13 protein-coding genes are annotated in these 15,473 nt (G+C 45.9%); 3 read left to right on the top strand and 10 right to left on the bottom strand.

Annotation, left to right across the window (positions count from 1 at the left end; translation table 11 throughout):
* Positions 1-227: 227 nt before the first annotated feature.
* The 7 genes from ACFQ0C_RS05250 to ilvB form a co-directional block, all read right to left on the bottom strand.
* Complete coding sequence (locus ACFQ0C_RS05250) at positions 228-926, bottom strand: ATP-binding protein (protein WP_379364627.1); 699 nt, start codon at positions 924-926, stop codon at positions 228-230.
* Positions 927-1,099: 173 nt separating this feature from the next.
* The gene (locus ACFQ0C_RS05245) at positions 1,100-1,606 is read right to left on the bottom strand and encodes an AlbA family DNA-binding domain-containing protein (RefSeq protein WP_379364625.1); all 507 of its coding nucleotides are present in this window, start codon (positions 1,604-1,606) and stop codon (positions 1,100-1,102) included.
* Positions 1,607-1,999: 393 nt separating this feature from the next.
* Positions 2,000-2,890 (bottom strand): hypothetical protein, encoded by an 891-nt coding sequence (locus ACFQ0C_RS05240; RefSeq protein ID WP_379364623.1) that lies wholly within the window; start codon positions 2,888-2,890, stop codon positions 2,000-2,002.
* 712 nt (positions 2,891-3,602) lie between these two features.
* A complete protein-coding gene (locus ACFQ0C_RS05235; RefSeq protein ID WP_379364621.1) occupies positions 3,603-5,057 on the bottom strand; it encodes an MDR family MFS transporter in 1,455 nt (484 codons plus the stop codon).
* A gap of 76 nt (positions 5,058-5,133) precedes the next feature.
* Positions 5,134-5,373, bottom strand: a complete 240-nt coding sequence (locus tag ACFQ0C_RS05230) for a hypothetical protein (protein ID WP_379364619.1) — start codon at positions 5,371-5,373, stop codon at positions 5,134-5,136.
* 677 nt (positions 5,374-6,050) lie between these two features.
* On the bottom strand, positions 6,051-6,536 hold the full coding sequence (gene ilvN, locus ACFQ0C_RS05225) for an acetolactate synthase small subunit (RefSeq protein ID WP_379364977.1): 486 nt from the start codon (positions 6,534-6,536) through the stop codon (positions 6,051-6,053).
* A complete protein-coding gene (gene ilvB, locus ACFQ0C_RS05220) occupies positions 6,536-8,266 on the bottom strand; it encodes a biosynthetic-type acetolactate synthase large subunit (protein ID WP_379364617.1) in 1,731 nt (576 codons plus the stop codon). Before ilvB ends, ilvN begins: the two co-directional genes overlap by 1 nt.
* A 1,139-nt stretch (positions 8,267-9,405) precedes the next feature.
* Here ilvB and ACFQ0C_RS05215 point away from each other — a divergent pair.
* Positions 9,406-9,690, top strand: a complete 285-nt coding sequence (locus tag ACFQ0C_RS05215) for a hypothetical protein (protein ID WP_379364615.1) — start codon at positions 9,406-9,408, stop codon at positions 9,688-9,690.
* Between the two features lie 62 nt (positions 9,691-9,752).
* On the opposite strand, the gene ACFQ0C_RS05210 is transcribed toward ACFQ0C_RS05215, so the two are convergent.
* The 3 genes from ACFQ0C_RS05210 to ACFQ0C_RS05200 are packed head-to-tail and all read right to left on the bottom strand — an operon-like array spanning position 9,753 to position 11,417.
* Complete coding sequence (locus tag ACFQ0C_RS05210) at positions 9,753-10,388, bottom strand: SGNH/GDSL hydrolase family protein (protein ID WP_379364975.1); 636 nt, start codon at positions 10,386-10,388, stop codon at positions 9,753-9,755.
* On the bottom strand, positions 10,388-11,281 hold the full coding sequence (gene dapA / locus ACFQ0C_RS05205) for a 4-hydroxy-tetrahydrodipicolinate synthase (RefSeq protein ID WP_379364613.1): 894 nt from the start codon (positions 11,279-11,281) through the stop codon (positions 10,388-10,390). The genes ACFQ0C_RS05210 and dapA overlap by 1 nt, the downstream gene beginning before the upstream one ends.
* Complete coding sequence (locus tag ACFQ0C_RS05200) at positions 11,274-11,417, bottom strand: hypothetical protein (protein WP_379364611.1); 144 nt, start codon at positions 11,415-11,417, stop codon at positions 11,274-11,276. The genes dapA and ACFQ0C_RS05200 overlap by 8 nt, the downstream gene beginning before the upstream one ends.
* A 168-nt stretch (positions 11,418-11,585) precedes the next feature.
* On the opposite strand from ACFQ0C_RS05200, the gene ACFQ0C_RS05195 reads away from it, so the two are divergent.
* Positions 11,586-12,611 (top strand): glycoside hydrolase family protein, encoded by a 1,026-nt coding sequence (locus tag ACFQ0C_RS05195; RefSeq protein ID WP_379364609.1) that lies wholly within the window; start codon positions 11,586-11,588, stop codon positions 12,609-12,611.
* Positions 12,612-12,616: 5 nt separating this feature from the next.
* Positions 12,617-15,337 (top strand): alpha-L-rhamnosidase, encoded by a 2,721-nt coding sequence (locus ACFQ0C_RS05190; RefSeq protein ID WP_379364607.1) that lies wholly within the window; start codon positions 12,617-12,619, stop codon positions 15,335-15,337.
* The last annotated feature ends 136 nt before the right edge of the window (positions 15,338-15,473 follow it).

Raw genomic sequence — 15,473 nt, 5'->3', positions numbered from 1 at the left:
CAAGTATTATTCGAAAATCAAAAGCTTGTCATTAGTCGGGTAAGCTTTTTTGTATTGAAAGACCAATGGAGCTGTAGTTTCTTACCGATGAATACCGTGTGTTGAGGGCAGTTTAGTTTCAGATCAAGCGCGGGGGGCCATACCAAGTGACGGCAAGTTTTTGGGAACTCAAAGAGCCCCAATCTAATTTAAATTGGGGCTGACTAGTAAGGGTTAGTATTTGTTAATTATTTTTTTAATTTATATCTAAATTTAAAACGATTGGCTTTTGGGTCTTCAGGTATAATGCGACCAGCTTTACGTAGTTTTTGCAAGGATTTTTTAACCTTATTTTCTGAATCCTCACCAGTTATTTGGCGAGCAATTTTATTTGTGATCCATTCGTTTATTTTTAAATAATCAATGATTTGATCTTCGTACGAAGCTAATTTCCTATGGTGTAAAGTAACTATAACATTATTATCAATTTCATCGATTTCAGGCGATACTAGCCCGGCTTTTCGCATCGCATTATAAGCAGTGTTCAGCCCTTCTCCTAAATCATGATTCATGGGATCAGGCAGTTTATTAATAATACGAACTAGATTTGGATTTCGGGCGAAGTGTGCGTTCAAGATATTCTCTTTTGTTACATTGCCGGGAAGACGTCCAGGTGACTTAATTTCAATTCTGTTATCAAAGATTGTAATATGAATATCATCGGCAATGCTATAATCCCGATGTAGGAATGCATTCACGAGAATCTCGTGTACTGCTTCGATCGGATAAGATACATCTAATTTTATCCCACCCATATTAGTAGATTCCTCATCTATTATTTTAAATATTGTTTCTTCGGCGGTGCGAGCTAATTTTTCAAGGGGGCCAGATAAAACAATATTTTTAGCCAGTTGTTCACGTTTATAATCACTCGATAATGTCTTCATCCGGATGATTTTAACACTTGCTTTAGATTGTAGGACTTCTTGTGGTTCTTCATCATAAAGAAGTACACATGCTACAGTAGGCTTTACTTTCGCTTCCTTCTCAATAGTAAGTCTATTTCTTCTAAGAAATCGTATGGGTTCCTGATTACTACCAATTCTCTCAAGATAGTTATTTAGAAAAGGAGCGTCAAGAATATCGTCGAGTTCAGAAGCTTCGACCGTTGTTCCTCAAATTTATAAAAACCTTTTGAATAGCCAAGTTGAGTCACTTGGTCACCTTTTATTTTGGTTGAAGCTGCGTTTATTCTTTGATAGCAATCACCGGATGCAGTGTAGTGCACTTTCTCACTTTTGGGAATAATGAAATGAACAAAATAGTATTTTTTATATTTCAGTAGTTCTATTTCTACTCCTTCAACTGTTGGGTTTGTTTCCATGATTAGATGTTTAATAATATCATTTGCATGCTCAGGTTCATTAAAACCTTTTAGTCGGTCTTTAACTGCATTATCTTCGATTCCAATATAAAGGTCTCCACCATCAGCATTTGCAAATGCTACAAAAGTATTTTGTAATTTATTCGGGGAAATATCCATGCTTTTGAAATCAAGCCGATGGTTTTCCTTTTTTGCTAGTAGCTGATTAATTTCATCTTGAGTAATTTCACGTTCCTCAATCATTTATAAGCACCTCAATTGAATAGTGAAAGCTATTTATAGGTATTCGTCACAAATTGTGGAAATCCTCCCTTCACCGACAAAACTTGCCGTTACAGACAGCGGGTTGAACCTTATCATAAGTGACGGCGAAAATTTTAATGTAGGGATGAGAATTGGGCAGGCATACAAGGACAAGCTGGGAGAATGGGGACTGAAAAACGATAATCCACGGCTGACCAAGCTGATTAAAGAACATCTACAAAGTCTTGATCTCCAGGAGGGGATGAAAGGATGTTTCTTGTAATGTCGTGACCCCGAGCTCCGTTATTATCTTAAGGCTAAAATAAGTCGGACTATGTTGCTGGATACCACATTACTCTCCCTAATAGAGGGAGACTAGTTCTAGTCGCAAAATCAACCGTCCGACGGGGCGTACTTCCCCACGTCCGGCTCGAATGCCGCTCCATTCGCCAGGTCCAGCTCCACGTGGGTGGTTCCGCGGTCGTCGATCAGCACGATCATTCGCGACCCGACGACGGGAACACGGTCGGCGCTGGTGCGCATGTGCGCTGAGACGACACGAGGAGCACCGGCGACGATGTAATTTACCTCAACCGTGAACATCGGGAAATTAAAGAGCCAGCTGTTAGTAAAGTTCACGGCGGTCAACGTCCCGGTGCAAGATGAACCCTCCACGCGGAGTCGCTCGATGTCCGCTTGACGCCGCCGGGCGTGGGCGATAGAGCCGGGCAACCGCAGGAGCGTGATGCCGGCCCAGAGGCCGAAGCTAGCTCCAACGACGGCTCCGAGCTCTGGCGGGATCGTCGGCGATGTGGCTATGGCCATGAGGTCAAAGGGGCGCGACGGATCGCTTGTCAGCGTCCAGAGCAGGAGGACTCCCGCGACTGCTGTGAGTCCTCCTGCTATCGCTAGCGCCGCGAACAGGCCGGCAACCCTGGTCTGTCCGAACTGCTCGACCGCTCGCGAGTACACTCCGCCGGTCGTACCGATCGCTACGAACAGCAGCAAACCGGCGACGCCCACTGTGACCGGATGACCGAGGAGCATGCTGATCGTCGGTGTCGGCGCCATGCCGAGCAGTGCGCCGAACGGCATGGAGCCTGTCAGCGCCCACAGTGCAGCGGCTGTGAGCAGCCACGGCATCAGCGGAGCCGCGCGTCCGACGCGACGTCCTGGCCGGAGCATAGTCATCCGTCCGTTCTTATCCGTGGTGGAGAACAGCGGCAGTGTCTCGACATGTTCTTGCTGCCCGTGCTTCTGCTGACCCTCTGCAGCATCCTTCATTGGTATCGCCCTCCCGAGGAAGATACTCGCACCCTGAGCGGCGGAGGGGGATTCCCTGCAGCGCGGTCGGGACGATCAACTATAATACGGAGGAGTCTCCTCCCTTTTTCTCCCTCATTATTGAACGTTTTTATGTAGGTGTTATGATAGTCTAGGTGCCGTAATAAAAAGTTCAACTTCTTATTATCTTTGTAATCAGCCATACACACTTCACCTCCAATATTTCTTATCTATATTTTACCATTATAAGGTTGCTGTAAATACCCCCGAACGAAACAAGCAGATCACCACGCAGCAGCTGTTCCTTTCGCATTTTTCGCCGATAGCATCGTTAAGCTGAACCTTATCATAAATAAGGGTACCGGTTTTTGGGAGTCAGGAAAAATTTGAGGTTGCTTTGCTATATCTGCTTTACTCTTGTTTTTTTGTACAAAAATATGTTTTTGTTTACTTATTAGTTTGCCAACTTATCGGATGCGGTGCAATCCCGCACTTCCTCACAATGTTATCTGTTCTATTGAGTGGGAATTTTTGGTTTGCTGGTGTTTTACTGGCCGGTCTACTTTCCTCCAATATTGCCAATGCACTGGCGTTTTATAAACCAGAATCCGAGGTGATTTGGATGCTTCTCAATTGTGGTCCAATAACTGCTGTATCCCTCGTTCTTATCGCGGAGAAGGAATAGGATTCCGTTTATTTTGGGTTGATAGGGTCAGCTCTCATTCTGTGCATTTAAGGAATCAATCTCACTATGCACAGATGGCTTTTTTATAAACCAACCCAGCACCAAAACAAGTATGGCGAGAATAAATTCAATCCAAAAAACCGTTTGTAGACCGGTAAGGATGCTCTGTGATTTCTCATGCATTGAAGTGGCATCGAGCGAATGATGAAGATAACGATTGGCTCCGGATGACATGACGCCAACGAACAAAGCGATGCCCATTCCCCCAGCAATCTGTTGGAGCGTATTGTATATGGCTGTGCCATGGGCGACTAGATGACACGGAAGTTGATTCAATCCCGTTGTCTGAGCCGGCATGACGACAAACGATATGCCTAAGAATAAGAGGACATGATTGAACAGAACGGAGCCTCGGGTTGTATCGCTGTCGATACCGGCAAACAGCCACAGCGATAGGGCGAACATGACCAGTCCGGGCATTATGACGAATCTCGGCCCGAATTTATCGAATAATTTTCCCGTCACAGGCATCATCATTGCGTTTAAAATGCAGCCTGGCATCAGAAGTAAACCTGTCGCGAATGCTGTCAACTGCATCACATCCTGCATATAGATCGGCAGCAATGTCGTGGTGGCGAATAGAACCATCATCAGGATGACTACCAATGCCGCAACCAAAGAAAAAGTGGGATGCCGGAATACGGAAAGATCAATCAAAGGCTCTCTGATCTTGAACTGCCGCCATACAAGCAAGAGCAAGAAGAGGCTGCCTATGGCAATCAAACTGTAACCCTCAGGCTCAGTCCAGACATTTGCCCGGCTGAAGCCGTAGATGACGCTACCGAAACCGATGGTTGACATCGCAATGGATAAAAGATCGACCCTTGGCTTGGTTAGTTCTGTCACATTCTTTAAGTACATGAATGCATAAATAATCGAAAACAATGCGACAGGAATCATCATATAGAATAGCCATCGCCAGTGTAAGGTATCGATGACCAGACCCGACAAAGCTGGCCCGATGATAGGGGCGACCATAATGACCAGACCCATGAGACCCATGGCCGCACCCCGGCGCTCTAGAGGATAAAGGGCGAGAATCGTATTCATCATCAACGGTATCAACAATCCTGTCCCGCAAGCCTGAACAACCCTGCTCATCAGCAAGATTTCGAATCCAGGGGATACTGCACACAAGCAGGTACCGGCTAAAAATAAGGCCATCGCAGACATAAACATCTGGCGAGTCGTGAACCATTGCTGCAGCAATGCGGTCACCGGCACCAGTACGCCGATCACGAGCATATAACCCGTCGATAACCATTGAATGGTCGAAGCAGCAACGTTGAATTCCCGTATCAATCTAGGAAATGCATTAACAAGTAAATTTTCGCTAAGAAACGCAACAAATGCACCTATGAGTAGCGCGGCTAACATCGGCCCTCTCTTCTTTCCCCTTGCCTCTTGAACCCGTTTGTTCATCTTCTACCTCCAGAGAATATTCATTGCGTTCCACGTAGTGAATTGACACCAAATCTTCACCTGTCTGTCGTGCAGGTTATCCTACACCATCACTTTCTAACAAGGAGTAAAAATTATCGCGGTCTTCATCATCGAATTTGCCAAGCGCCCGTACCCTGACAAATTCATGACCGCTAAACATGTCGATCTCCTCACCGCAACTATTGTAGAGCGCGATCATATTGCCATCCCGATTCAGCTCCATATACCCGTAACAAGTTGCCTCGGGCGCTTCGCCGTAAAAGAGCAAAAATCTGATTTTGTCCACGCTGTTCATGCAGATCTCCTTTCCTTATTCCTCATCGATCTGAAGAATATTTTACGTGACACCGGATAATTTGGAAAAAGCGATATTGCCCTGCATACTCTGAAATTCGTTCCTATTTAGAAAGCATAAGGGGGTATCCCCCGCTATGTCGCTTATTCTCACATTATCTCTTGACGAGATGCGATTTGGGGATTATGATAACGTGCCGGTTAATTCAACAAGGTAAATCAATAAAAAGACTGACTTTTCAAGTGTGTCGGCACCGAATCGTCAGCCTGTCGTGCAGATCATGAAATTAAAAACCCATAACCTTATCCGTTGAGTACAAAACCAAACCGGGTCAGAGTGTAGAAGAGATGCTCGCTTCTATCCCTTCGAAATACAAGGGTGCTAACGGGGGCATCATCGCTCTTCAGTTGGTCTAACTAAAGTCGACCAACGAACTTTTTGCTGGTGTGTTTGACATAGTGGATGAGCATGGCGTTCAAATAAAGCCCATCGGTTCTCACCCCATCAGCGAATGAACTTGCTGATCTGCAAGTTAATGATATCGTGATGCTTGGTCTCCTCTGAAGTTAGAAACGAAGGAGTCCTTGAATATAAAGGACTCCTTTGTTTTGGAAGCATAAGCTTGCCAAAGCGGCAAACTTATGGGTAAAGTAACAATATATGAGGAGGTCGATAACTCATTTTCTGTCCCGCATCATGGCAGTTGTACCCGTCCGGCTCAGCTCCAATATTTCGTATGGGTGCAAAAGCTCGATCATCGCTTGTATTTTACCAAGCTCTCCAACCATCTGAATGATCAAGCTATTCGGTCCAATATCAACCACAGAAGCTCGGAAGGTATCAACCACTCCTAGAATTTCCGGACGTTCGGATGGCTCCGCCTTCACTTTGATCAAGGCCAGTTCTCTTGACACCATCGGCCCGGAACTTAAGTGAAGTACTTGATTCACATCAATGAGCTTGTTAAGCTGTTTTTCTATCTGCTCAATAGTTCGTTCATCACCCGTAGTTACAATAATCATCCGTGATAATCCAGCCTCTTCACTGCCCCCAACCGTGATGCTATCGATATTGAAGCCACGACGACCGAATAATCCGGACACTCTTTGCAGCACCCCCGGTTGATCATTAACCAGGATAGCCATTGTATGCTTCTTAATCATCATTCGAATTCCCCCATTATCATTTGGTCTAACGTCGTTCCACTAAGAACCATGGGATATACATTTTCTTCTGCAGGCACTATAAACTCAACAAGTACAGGTCCCGTTGTCTCCAAAGCCTCTTGCCATATACGGGAAGCTTCTTCTTTAGTGCTTGCTCTCAATCCCTTAATTCCGTAAGCTTCAGCCAGTTTTACGAAATCAGGGCTACCGGCAAGATCGATGTGGCTGTATCGCTTTTCGTGAATAATTTCCTGCTGTTGCTTAACCATACCCAACACTTGATTGTTGATTACGACAATTTTGACAGGAATACGGTTAATGGCACAAATAGCCATCTCTTGTGCGCACATCTGCATGCCCCCGTCCCCATTCACAGAAATGACAAGCCGGTTTGGATTTCCTGTCTGAGCACCTATTGCCGACGGGAATCCGAATCCCATCGTTCCAAGACCTCCTGATGTTATGAGGGAGCGTGGATGTTTAAATTTATAAAATTGGGCTACCCACATTTGGTGCTGGCCTACGTCAGTGGTAATAATCGCATCCCCCTCAGTTGTCTCATTAATCATTTCCAGAACAAACTGTGGTTTGAGCTCCGTATCGGAATCTTTGTAACGCAGCGGATACTTTGCTTTATTTTCGTGAACCTCATGGATCCAACTGCTTGATTGGGAGGGGACAGCTTTCGTATTGGCATATTTTAATACAGCCTTAATATCGCCGACACAAGCGATATCCGTTTTGATGTTTTTGCCAATTTCAGCGGGATCAATATCGATATGGGCAATCTGCTTGGCATAAGGAGCAAAACCATCCACCTTCATCGTGACCCGGTCGTCAAACCTTGAACCAATAGAAATAATCAAATCGGCATTTTGTACTGCATTATTCGCCGTATAGGTACCATGATGACCCGGCATTCCCAACCATAGGTCGTGAGCACTTGGAAAACCGCCCAATCCAAGCAAGGTGGTTGTCACAGGAATTTTCGTTATATTCACGAACTCCAGCAGCTCATTTGATGCATTGGAATACACCACCCCTCCCCCAGCAATAATGATCGGCCTTTCGGATTCTGCAATAGCTTGAATTAATTTATCTATCTCCGCCTGAACAGGACTTACAATCTCATTGTAACCACGTAAATTTATAGGCCCGGGTGGGTGAAAAAGCAATTCCTGATTGGATACATCCTTTGGGATGTCGATCAATACAGGACCTTTCCTTCCAGTGTTTGCAATATGAAAGGCTTCCTGAATGATGCGCGGAAGGTCATTTACGTCACGCACCAGGTAGCTATGCTTCGTTATTGGCATTGAAATACTAACGATATCCGCTTCCTGAAATGCATCCGTACCCATAACCGTTGTTGGGACATTGCCAGTAATAACTACTAGAGGTACCGAATCTATATACGCTGTTGCAATTCCGGTCACCAAGTTAGTCGCCCCCGGACCCGAGGTGGCGATGCACACGCCTACTTTTCCTGTCGAGCGTGCATAGCCGTCTGCCGCGTGTATAGCCCCTTGCTCGTGTCGGGTCAAAATGTGTTTAAAGTTTGGATTACCGACCATTGCATCATAGATGTAAAGGACATTTCCTCCCGGATACCCGAATACACATTCAACACCTTCCATTAGCAAACCGCGTAAAAGGACCTCCGATCCAGTTATTAAATCCCGAGAATGTGACTGAGAGTCGTTTGTGGACATACATACTTTTTCCATTTGAATGCCTCCTTAAATATAAAATAACCCCTGTCATCCCAAGGCGACAGAAAGCAGCTGTCGAGCCTATAGGGACGAAAGGGGTAAATTTTCGTGGTACCACCCTGATTTACTGAAACCTTGCGATTCCAGCCTCATGAGGTAAGGTTTCCCTTACCTGCAGCACGATAACGTGTGCCATTCCGTTTGAGTCTACTCATCTAGCCCCTGCTGGGTTTCGGTTTTCGATCAAAAGCTCAGAGACGACATCATACAAAGGGATTATGGCAAAGGTTTCAGCGTTTCCTCTGCTCTCTGGACATAAGAGCCTTCGTATTTTATTCTCTTCATCGCTTTTACATTTTTTAAATAACAACAAACCCCTTCCATCCCAAGGCGACAGAAAAACTGCCTAGCCTTAGGGACGAAAGGGGTAAATTTTCGTGGTACCACCCTGATTTACTGAAATCTTGCGATTCCAGCCTCATGAGGTAAGGTTTCCCTTACCTGCAGCACGATAACGTGTGCCATTCCGTTTGAGTCTACTCATCTAGCCCCTGCTGGGTTCGGCTTTCGATCAAAAGCTCCGAGACGACATCATACACAGGGATTATGGCAAAGGTTTCAGCGTTTCCTCTGCTCTCTGGACATAAGAGCCTTCGTATTTTATTCTCTTCATCGCTTTTACATTTAAAAAAACAACAAACCCCTTCCATCCCAAGGCGACAGAAAAACTGCCTGACCTTAGGGACGAAAGGGGTAAATTTTCGTGGTACCACCCTGATTTACTGAAATCTTGCGATTCCAGCCTCATGAGGTAAGGTTTCCCTTACCTACAGCACGATAACGTGTGCCATTCCGTTTGAGTCTACTCATCTAACCCCTGCTGGGTTCGGCTTTCGATCAAAAGCTCAGAGACGACATCATACAAAGGGATTATGGCAAAGGTTTCAGCGTTTCCTCTGCTCTCTGGACATAAGAGCCTTCATACTTTTTTTCTCTTCATCGCAATATATGGTTTATGATAGCATAAAGTCCTTGCTTTTTTCAAACCCAAATTAAAGCCGGAATTGACAAATCTTCTTCCGCTGCTCGCTTAACCTTATTTTTTCAAGTAGAATGGTATCTTAGCTACACTAAATGATTATGGGGTGTGTTGAATGTCCATTAATTTCACCAAGGCAATTGTCAATCGATTACAACGAGAAATTGCTGAAATAGAAAGCAAAAGCATGAACGAGAAGAACAAAAAAGATAAGGCTCAATCGAAAATTAATCAATTGCAAAGAGATATGAAATTAAGTCAATCTCACAGCGATTTAAGCAGCAAAATGACGCGAATAAATAAGCTGAACGAAGAAATCAAAACCATTAATCGTGTACAAGCTGATCTCGCCAAACAGTTATTGACGAAGAAAAATTCGCTTCAACAGCATCTAGTCTAACCAATGAGCTGGAGGAAGCCTTTAAGTAAGACGCTCAAGCTCTAGGCCGCTAACGTTAGCATCTACTGCTGGTTAACATGGCTTAGCGCTTTAATCCAAGCCGCCGCCATCAGGGAATCCCCCAAGGTTGTCATATGCACGCCGTCGGTTGTTAGATCCTTCCCTGTTTCACACTCAATGAACTCAATAAATGCTTGATGTGTCGGTACCAGAACAGCATTGAATTCATCAGCCAACCGGTTAACAATAGTAACATACGGCTTTAACAAGCTGTTTCCCGTTGAATCCGTGTACTCTTTAATGACCGTCGGCTGCATAAGAATCAATCGGCAATCAGGCAATTGCTTCGTTTGCTCCAGCAGCTTTCGATAAACCGCCTCGAATCGCTCAGGGTAGACCTGATCTGCCTCAGGCGAATCCAGTTGACGCCATACATCATTGATGCCTATGGATATTGAGATCCATTGGGGATGATGGTCCAGCACATCCATCCGCCATCTTTTCTCCAGATCAATGACACGGTTCCCCGAGACACCTTCATTAATTATTTTCAGCGAATGCTTCGGCAATTCCACCGATAAATAGTCGTGCAGCATTCTAACGTAGCCATTGCCCAGCTTCAGGGGATCCTTCTTTCTCCCTTTGTCTGTAATGCTGTCCCCGATAAATACGATTCTATCCTTAGGCTTGAATGGCATCATTTCACCACTCCCTCCTCCTTATAGCGCTCTACCATGCTTCGCACTTCAGCTTTCGCTGACGCAGCCAGCGGCTGAACGGGCAATCTCGATTCCCCTGCCGGGAGCCCCATCTCGTTCATGACCTCCTTCAACACGCTTGGCAATGTGCCTAGTGCGAATGAGTTGCGCAGTGCTCTTAATTTACGCTGAGACAGCTCCGCTTGTTCAAGCTCGCCTTGCTTCCACAGGTCATAGATGGATCCGACAATCTCAGGGAATACGTTGGCAGTCGATGCAATAGCACCATGACCTCCGGCCATTAGCGTAGCCAAAATAAGCGAATCGGCCCCTGCCAATACAGCAAAATCGGGACCGCCCAGCTCAATAAATTGCAAAATGGTATCGAAGCTGCCGCTGCTATCTTTTATCCCGACAATGTTTGGAACTTTGCTAAGCTCCTCCACCGTTTTTGGATGAAGGGAATTCCCCGTGCGCGCTGGAATATTGTACAAAATAATCGGCAGTCTTGTTGCTTCTGCAACCGTACGATAATGGGCGATAAGCTCCTGCTGAGTGAATGTTAAGAAGTAGGGCGTGATGACCGATAAAGCGTCCGCTCCCATCTGCTCCAAGCGCACAGCAAGCGACACAGTCTCTTGAGTTGTGATGCAGCCTGCCCCAACATATACAGGAAGCTTGCCTCTCGCTTCTTCAATTACGATCTCCGCTACACGAAGCTTCTCATCCTCAGTTAATGAAAAAAATTCTCCGTTAGTCCCCAAACAAAATAATCCGTGAACCTTGGCCTCAATCTGCCTGCGAACCAATTGCCTCAAGGCGGGTTCGTCTATATTTTGCTTGGCGTCAAAAGGGGTAATAAGTGCTGGAATAATACCGGATGGTTTAAACATGTGATCTCTCCTTATATACTTTAATGGTCTTAAGAACAGACTTTTTAAACACATAGCTTATAAAATCATCGAGCGGCATTTTGGTGAAAACGCCACCATGCTGCATCATAATAATCCAGCCCGTAAGGGTAGTCAATCCACTCATTCCCTCATGAATTAGGTGTATCCGACTTATTTAATCCTGCTTGGTTCCGTTATAAAAGCCAGAGTACAATCAGCCCATAATTCAGATGCAATCGCCCCCACAACCTGCACATCTATTGTAGTAATCTATTTAAAATCGAAATTGTAAGGGGCTGTCCTCATGAATATAGAACCCTATTTAACTCCATATAAATTAGGTAAACCGGTTCTGGTTGGATCAGGAATACCGGGCCATTTTGATGAACGCGCTGTTGATTGTCCGTTTGTATTCCAGCATAACGACCAATTTTACATGATGTATGTAGGCTTTGACGATACGGGTTACCAAACGGCATTAGCTACAAGCAGCGATTTGCTGCAATGGGAGCATCTCAGCGTCATTTTACGTCGGAACGAAGGCTCCGGATGGGATTCCAAAAATATAGCCGGCACCTGGATTTTGAAGGAAAATCGGTTGGATGCTCCACCCGTCCTCAAGAAATGGAACAACAAATACTGGCTGGTCTACCACGCCTATCCCGAATTCGGCTACGAAGAGGGCTCTGCAAAGATAGGTATTGCCTGGACAGAGGATGAAAGCCTGCTCGAATGGAACCGGTTACCTGAGCCGATTCTAACTCCAGAGGAAGGCGCCGATTGGGAGAAGGGCGGATTGTACAAGGAATGCCTCATTGAGTCAGATGGCAGCTTTTATTTGTTTTATAACGCCAAAAACAAAAATAAAGGCAGATGGATTGAGCAAACGGGAGTAGCGTTCTCCACCGATTTGATGCAATGGCAGCGAAATGAGCATAACCCGGTACTGAAGGTTTCACCTGATCGATGGGACAGCGGCTTTGTTAGCGATCCTTGTATTTTGCGGCATAATGACGAATGGATCATGTATTTCTTCGGTTATAATTACAAGCAGGCTCAAGAAGGAATTGCGCTGTCCAAGGATCTTTTGAACTGGGAAAAATACCCTGATCCGATCGTCTGTGTTGGGGAAGAAGGCAGCATCGATTCTATTTTTGCTCACAAGCCATCCGTCATCACTCATAACGGGGTGCTCTACCACTTCTATTGCTCATGCAGACTTTATAGGGATGGAGACCGAACTATTAATTATGGCAAAGAATTCCGTACGATCAGTGTGGCTGCTTCACAAGACATTTTTACAGCCCTATCGGTTACAAAGGAGCTCTGAAGAAGATGTGGGTTGATGAACTGTTTGTGGAAAGTAAGCAATGCCCTATCGGTATTGATGTCACACGACCTGCGCTTGGCTGGAGCTACAAAGCTTCATCCGCTCGCTCGGAAAGCCAGTCTGCCTACAGGATTATGGTGTCTGATGTGGAGGAAAGCCTCCAGCACGGTTTGGGCGATGTGTGGGATAGCGGCAAGGTCATCAGCAGAAGGAATGTGCATATTATATATGATGGCCCTGCGTTAAGCTCTCGAAAACGATATTATTGGCAGGTGCAGGTATGGGATTCAGCCGGCCAAATGACCGAAAGCTCTGTAGCTTTTTGGGAAATGGGATTGCTAACGGAAAAGGATTGGTCGGCTCAATGGATCGGTGCAGCAGATGAAGAACCATCTAATAAGGCGCTTCCGATATTCAGATATGAATTTGAGCTAGATAAGCCTGTCGTCAAAGCTAGAGCTTACATCTGCGGCTTGGGACAATATGAGCTCCGCCTGAATGGGGGCAAAGTTGGAGACTATGTGCTGGATCCCGGCTGGACGAATTATGATAAAACCTGCCTGTATTCCACCTATGATGTGACCAATGAAATTAGGGAAGGCGCTAATGCCATTGGGGTGATGCTTGGGAATGGATTTTTCAATGTTACGGGCGGACGGTACAAGAAATTCAAGGGCTCCTTCGGCTCTCTGAGATGTCTTGTTCAATTGGAGGTTACTTATTCCGACGGTTCGACTGTCACAATTGCCAGCAGCCAGGATTGGCGTACCGCAGCTGGGCCAATCACCTTTGCATGTATTTACGGCGGTGAGGATTATGATGCCTGCCGCGAGCCAATAGGCTGGGATCAGCCCGATTTCTTGGAGAGCAGCGCTTGGAAGCAAGCCGCTATCGCCGAGTCTCCTGCCGGCCAATTAAAGTCGCAATCACTGCACCCTTTAAAGATTATGCAAACCCTCAAGCCAATAAGCATAACCCAGCTCGCTCCCGGGATATATATCGCCGATTTCGGACAAAATTTCTCCGGTTGGGTTGAAATTTCCGTCATCGGCCCCAAAGGCGCGCAAATCACCTTGTCTCCTGGGGAATTATTGAAGGAAAACGGCTATGTGAATCAAAAATGGACAGGTTCCCCTTACCGTTTTAATTATATAACAAGCGGCAGCGGTCTGGAGATCTGGTCTCCGCGCTTCAGCTATTCCGGCTTTCGTTATGTGCAAATAGAAGGAGCCATTCCTGCAAAAGCAAATGAGAATGCTGTAGAGGACAGTCCTGTTCTCGTTAGAATTGAGGGTCAAATGATTTATCCGGACACAAAAAGCACCGGAAGCTTCGTAAGCTCGGATATGACATTGAACCGCACTCATGAAATCATTAACTGGGCTGTGTTAAGCAATATGAAAAGCATCTTCACGGACTGCCCTCATCGTGAAAAGCTCGGTTGGCTGGAGCAAATCCATCTGATGGGCCCTTCGGTTGCTTACAATAATCAGATTGAAGCGCTGCTAACCAAAACTATGGAGGATATGCGGGATGCTCAGCTGCCTAATGGCATGGTGCCGACTACAGCACCGGAATATGTCGTATTTTCCGAGCCATGGCACTGCTTCCGCGACTCGGTTTCGTGGGGAGCCGCCTATGTGCTTACGGGCTGGAATTTGCTGCGCTTATATGGCAACACCCGCATTTTAACCGAGCATTATGATGGAATGAGGGCTTATGTTGATTACGTAACCTCAACCTCCGCGCAGCTTATTGTTACTAACGGGCTTGGCGACTGGTACGATGTGAACGATGATGGGCCCGGATTTGCTAAAAACACGCCTGTCTCCCATACTGAAACCGCGATGTACTATCACATGGTTGATGTGTTTACGCAAATTTCAAGCTTCTTGAGTAAAACGGAAGAAACGCGGCGATATGCCAAGCTTCGCGATGAGATTAAGCTAGCGTTTAACGAAGCATTTTTCAACCCGGAAACAAGCCAATATGCTACCGGCAGCCAGACCTCGAATGCGATGCCATTAGTATTAGGACTGGTGGATGAGCCTCATAGGGAAAAGGTGCTCTCCCACTTGATAAACAATATCCAGCTGCACGGGTATCATACGACGGCCGGAGATGTCGGGCATCGCTATGTGCTTCTCGCTCTCGCTGAGAGCGGGCATTCTGATATCATTTATAAAATGGCGCGGCAAACGGATTATCCAAGCTACGGATATCAAATTGCTCACGGAGCCACCACTTTGACAGAAGCCTGGGATGGTCCGACTGTCGGCAAATCGCAGAACCATTTTATGCTGGGGCATTTGGAGGAGTGGCTTTACCGGTATTTGGCCGGGATAGATTATGTGTATGAGCCTTCACTCGACACCTACAAAATAACGATTCAACCGGCATTGCCAGGCGACTTGGAAGCTGTAACAGCCGAGCATATCCTTCCTGTTGGAAAGGTACGAGTATCCTGGAAGCGCGGCAATGATAATCAATTTACTCTCGATGTGGAGCTTCCTGCCAACTGTGTAGGTGACATTTATATACCCGCCCAGGCTTTAAACCATATTACGGTCAATGGGAAGCCCTTAGAGATGACTCAAGCTCAGGCTCAAGGAATTGAAGCTGCAAGCTTCGAAGACGGCAGTGCACGCTTCAGCATTTCCTCGGGACAGTATCATTTGGTGAGCTCCATATCAGCTGGCAGGGATTCACTGTCTACCCGCTTGTAAGAGTACTTGCGAAGCAACCAGCTGACTCATGTCCAACTCCAGATAAGCAAAATAAATAGCTATCTTATTCACGGTCGCATTGACCCGTATATAAGATAGCTATTTTTATTGAAATCACAATTTAATGAAATAACGA

Source organism: Paenibacillus sp. GCM10027630 (assembly GCF_042676305.1).
Classification (GTDB): domain Bacteria; phylum Bacillota; class Bacilli; order Paenibacillales; family NBRC-103111; genus Paenibacillus_S.
The sequence above is the reverse complement of the archived record's forward strand: the minus strand, read 5'-3'. Positions and strand labels throughout refer to the sequence as shown.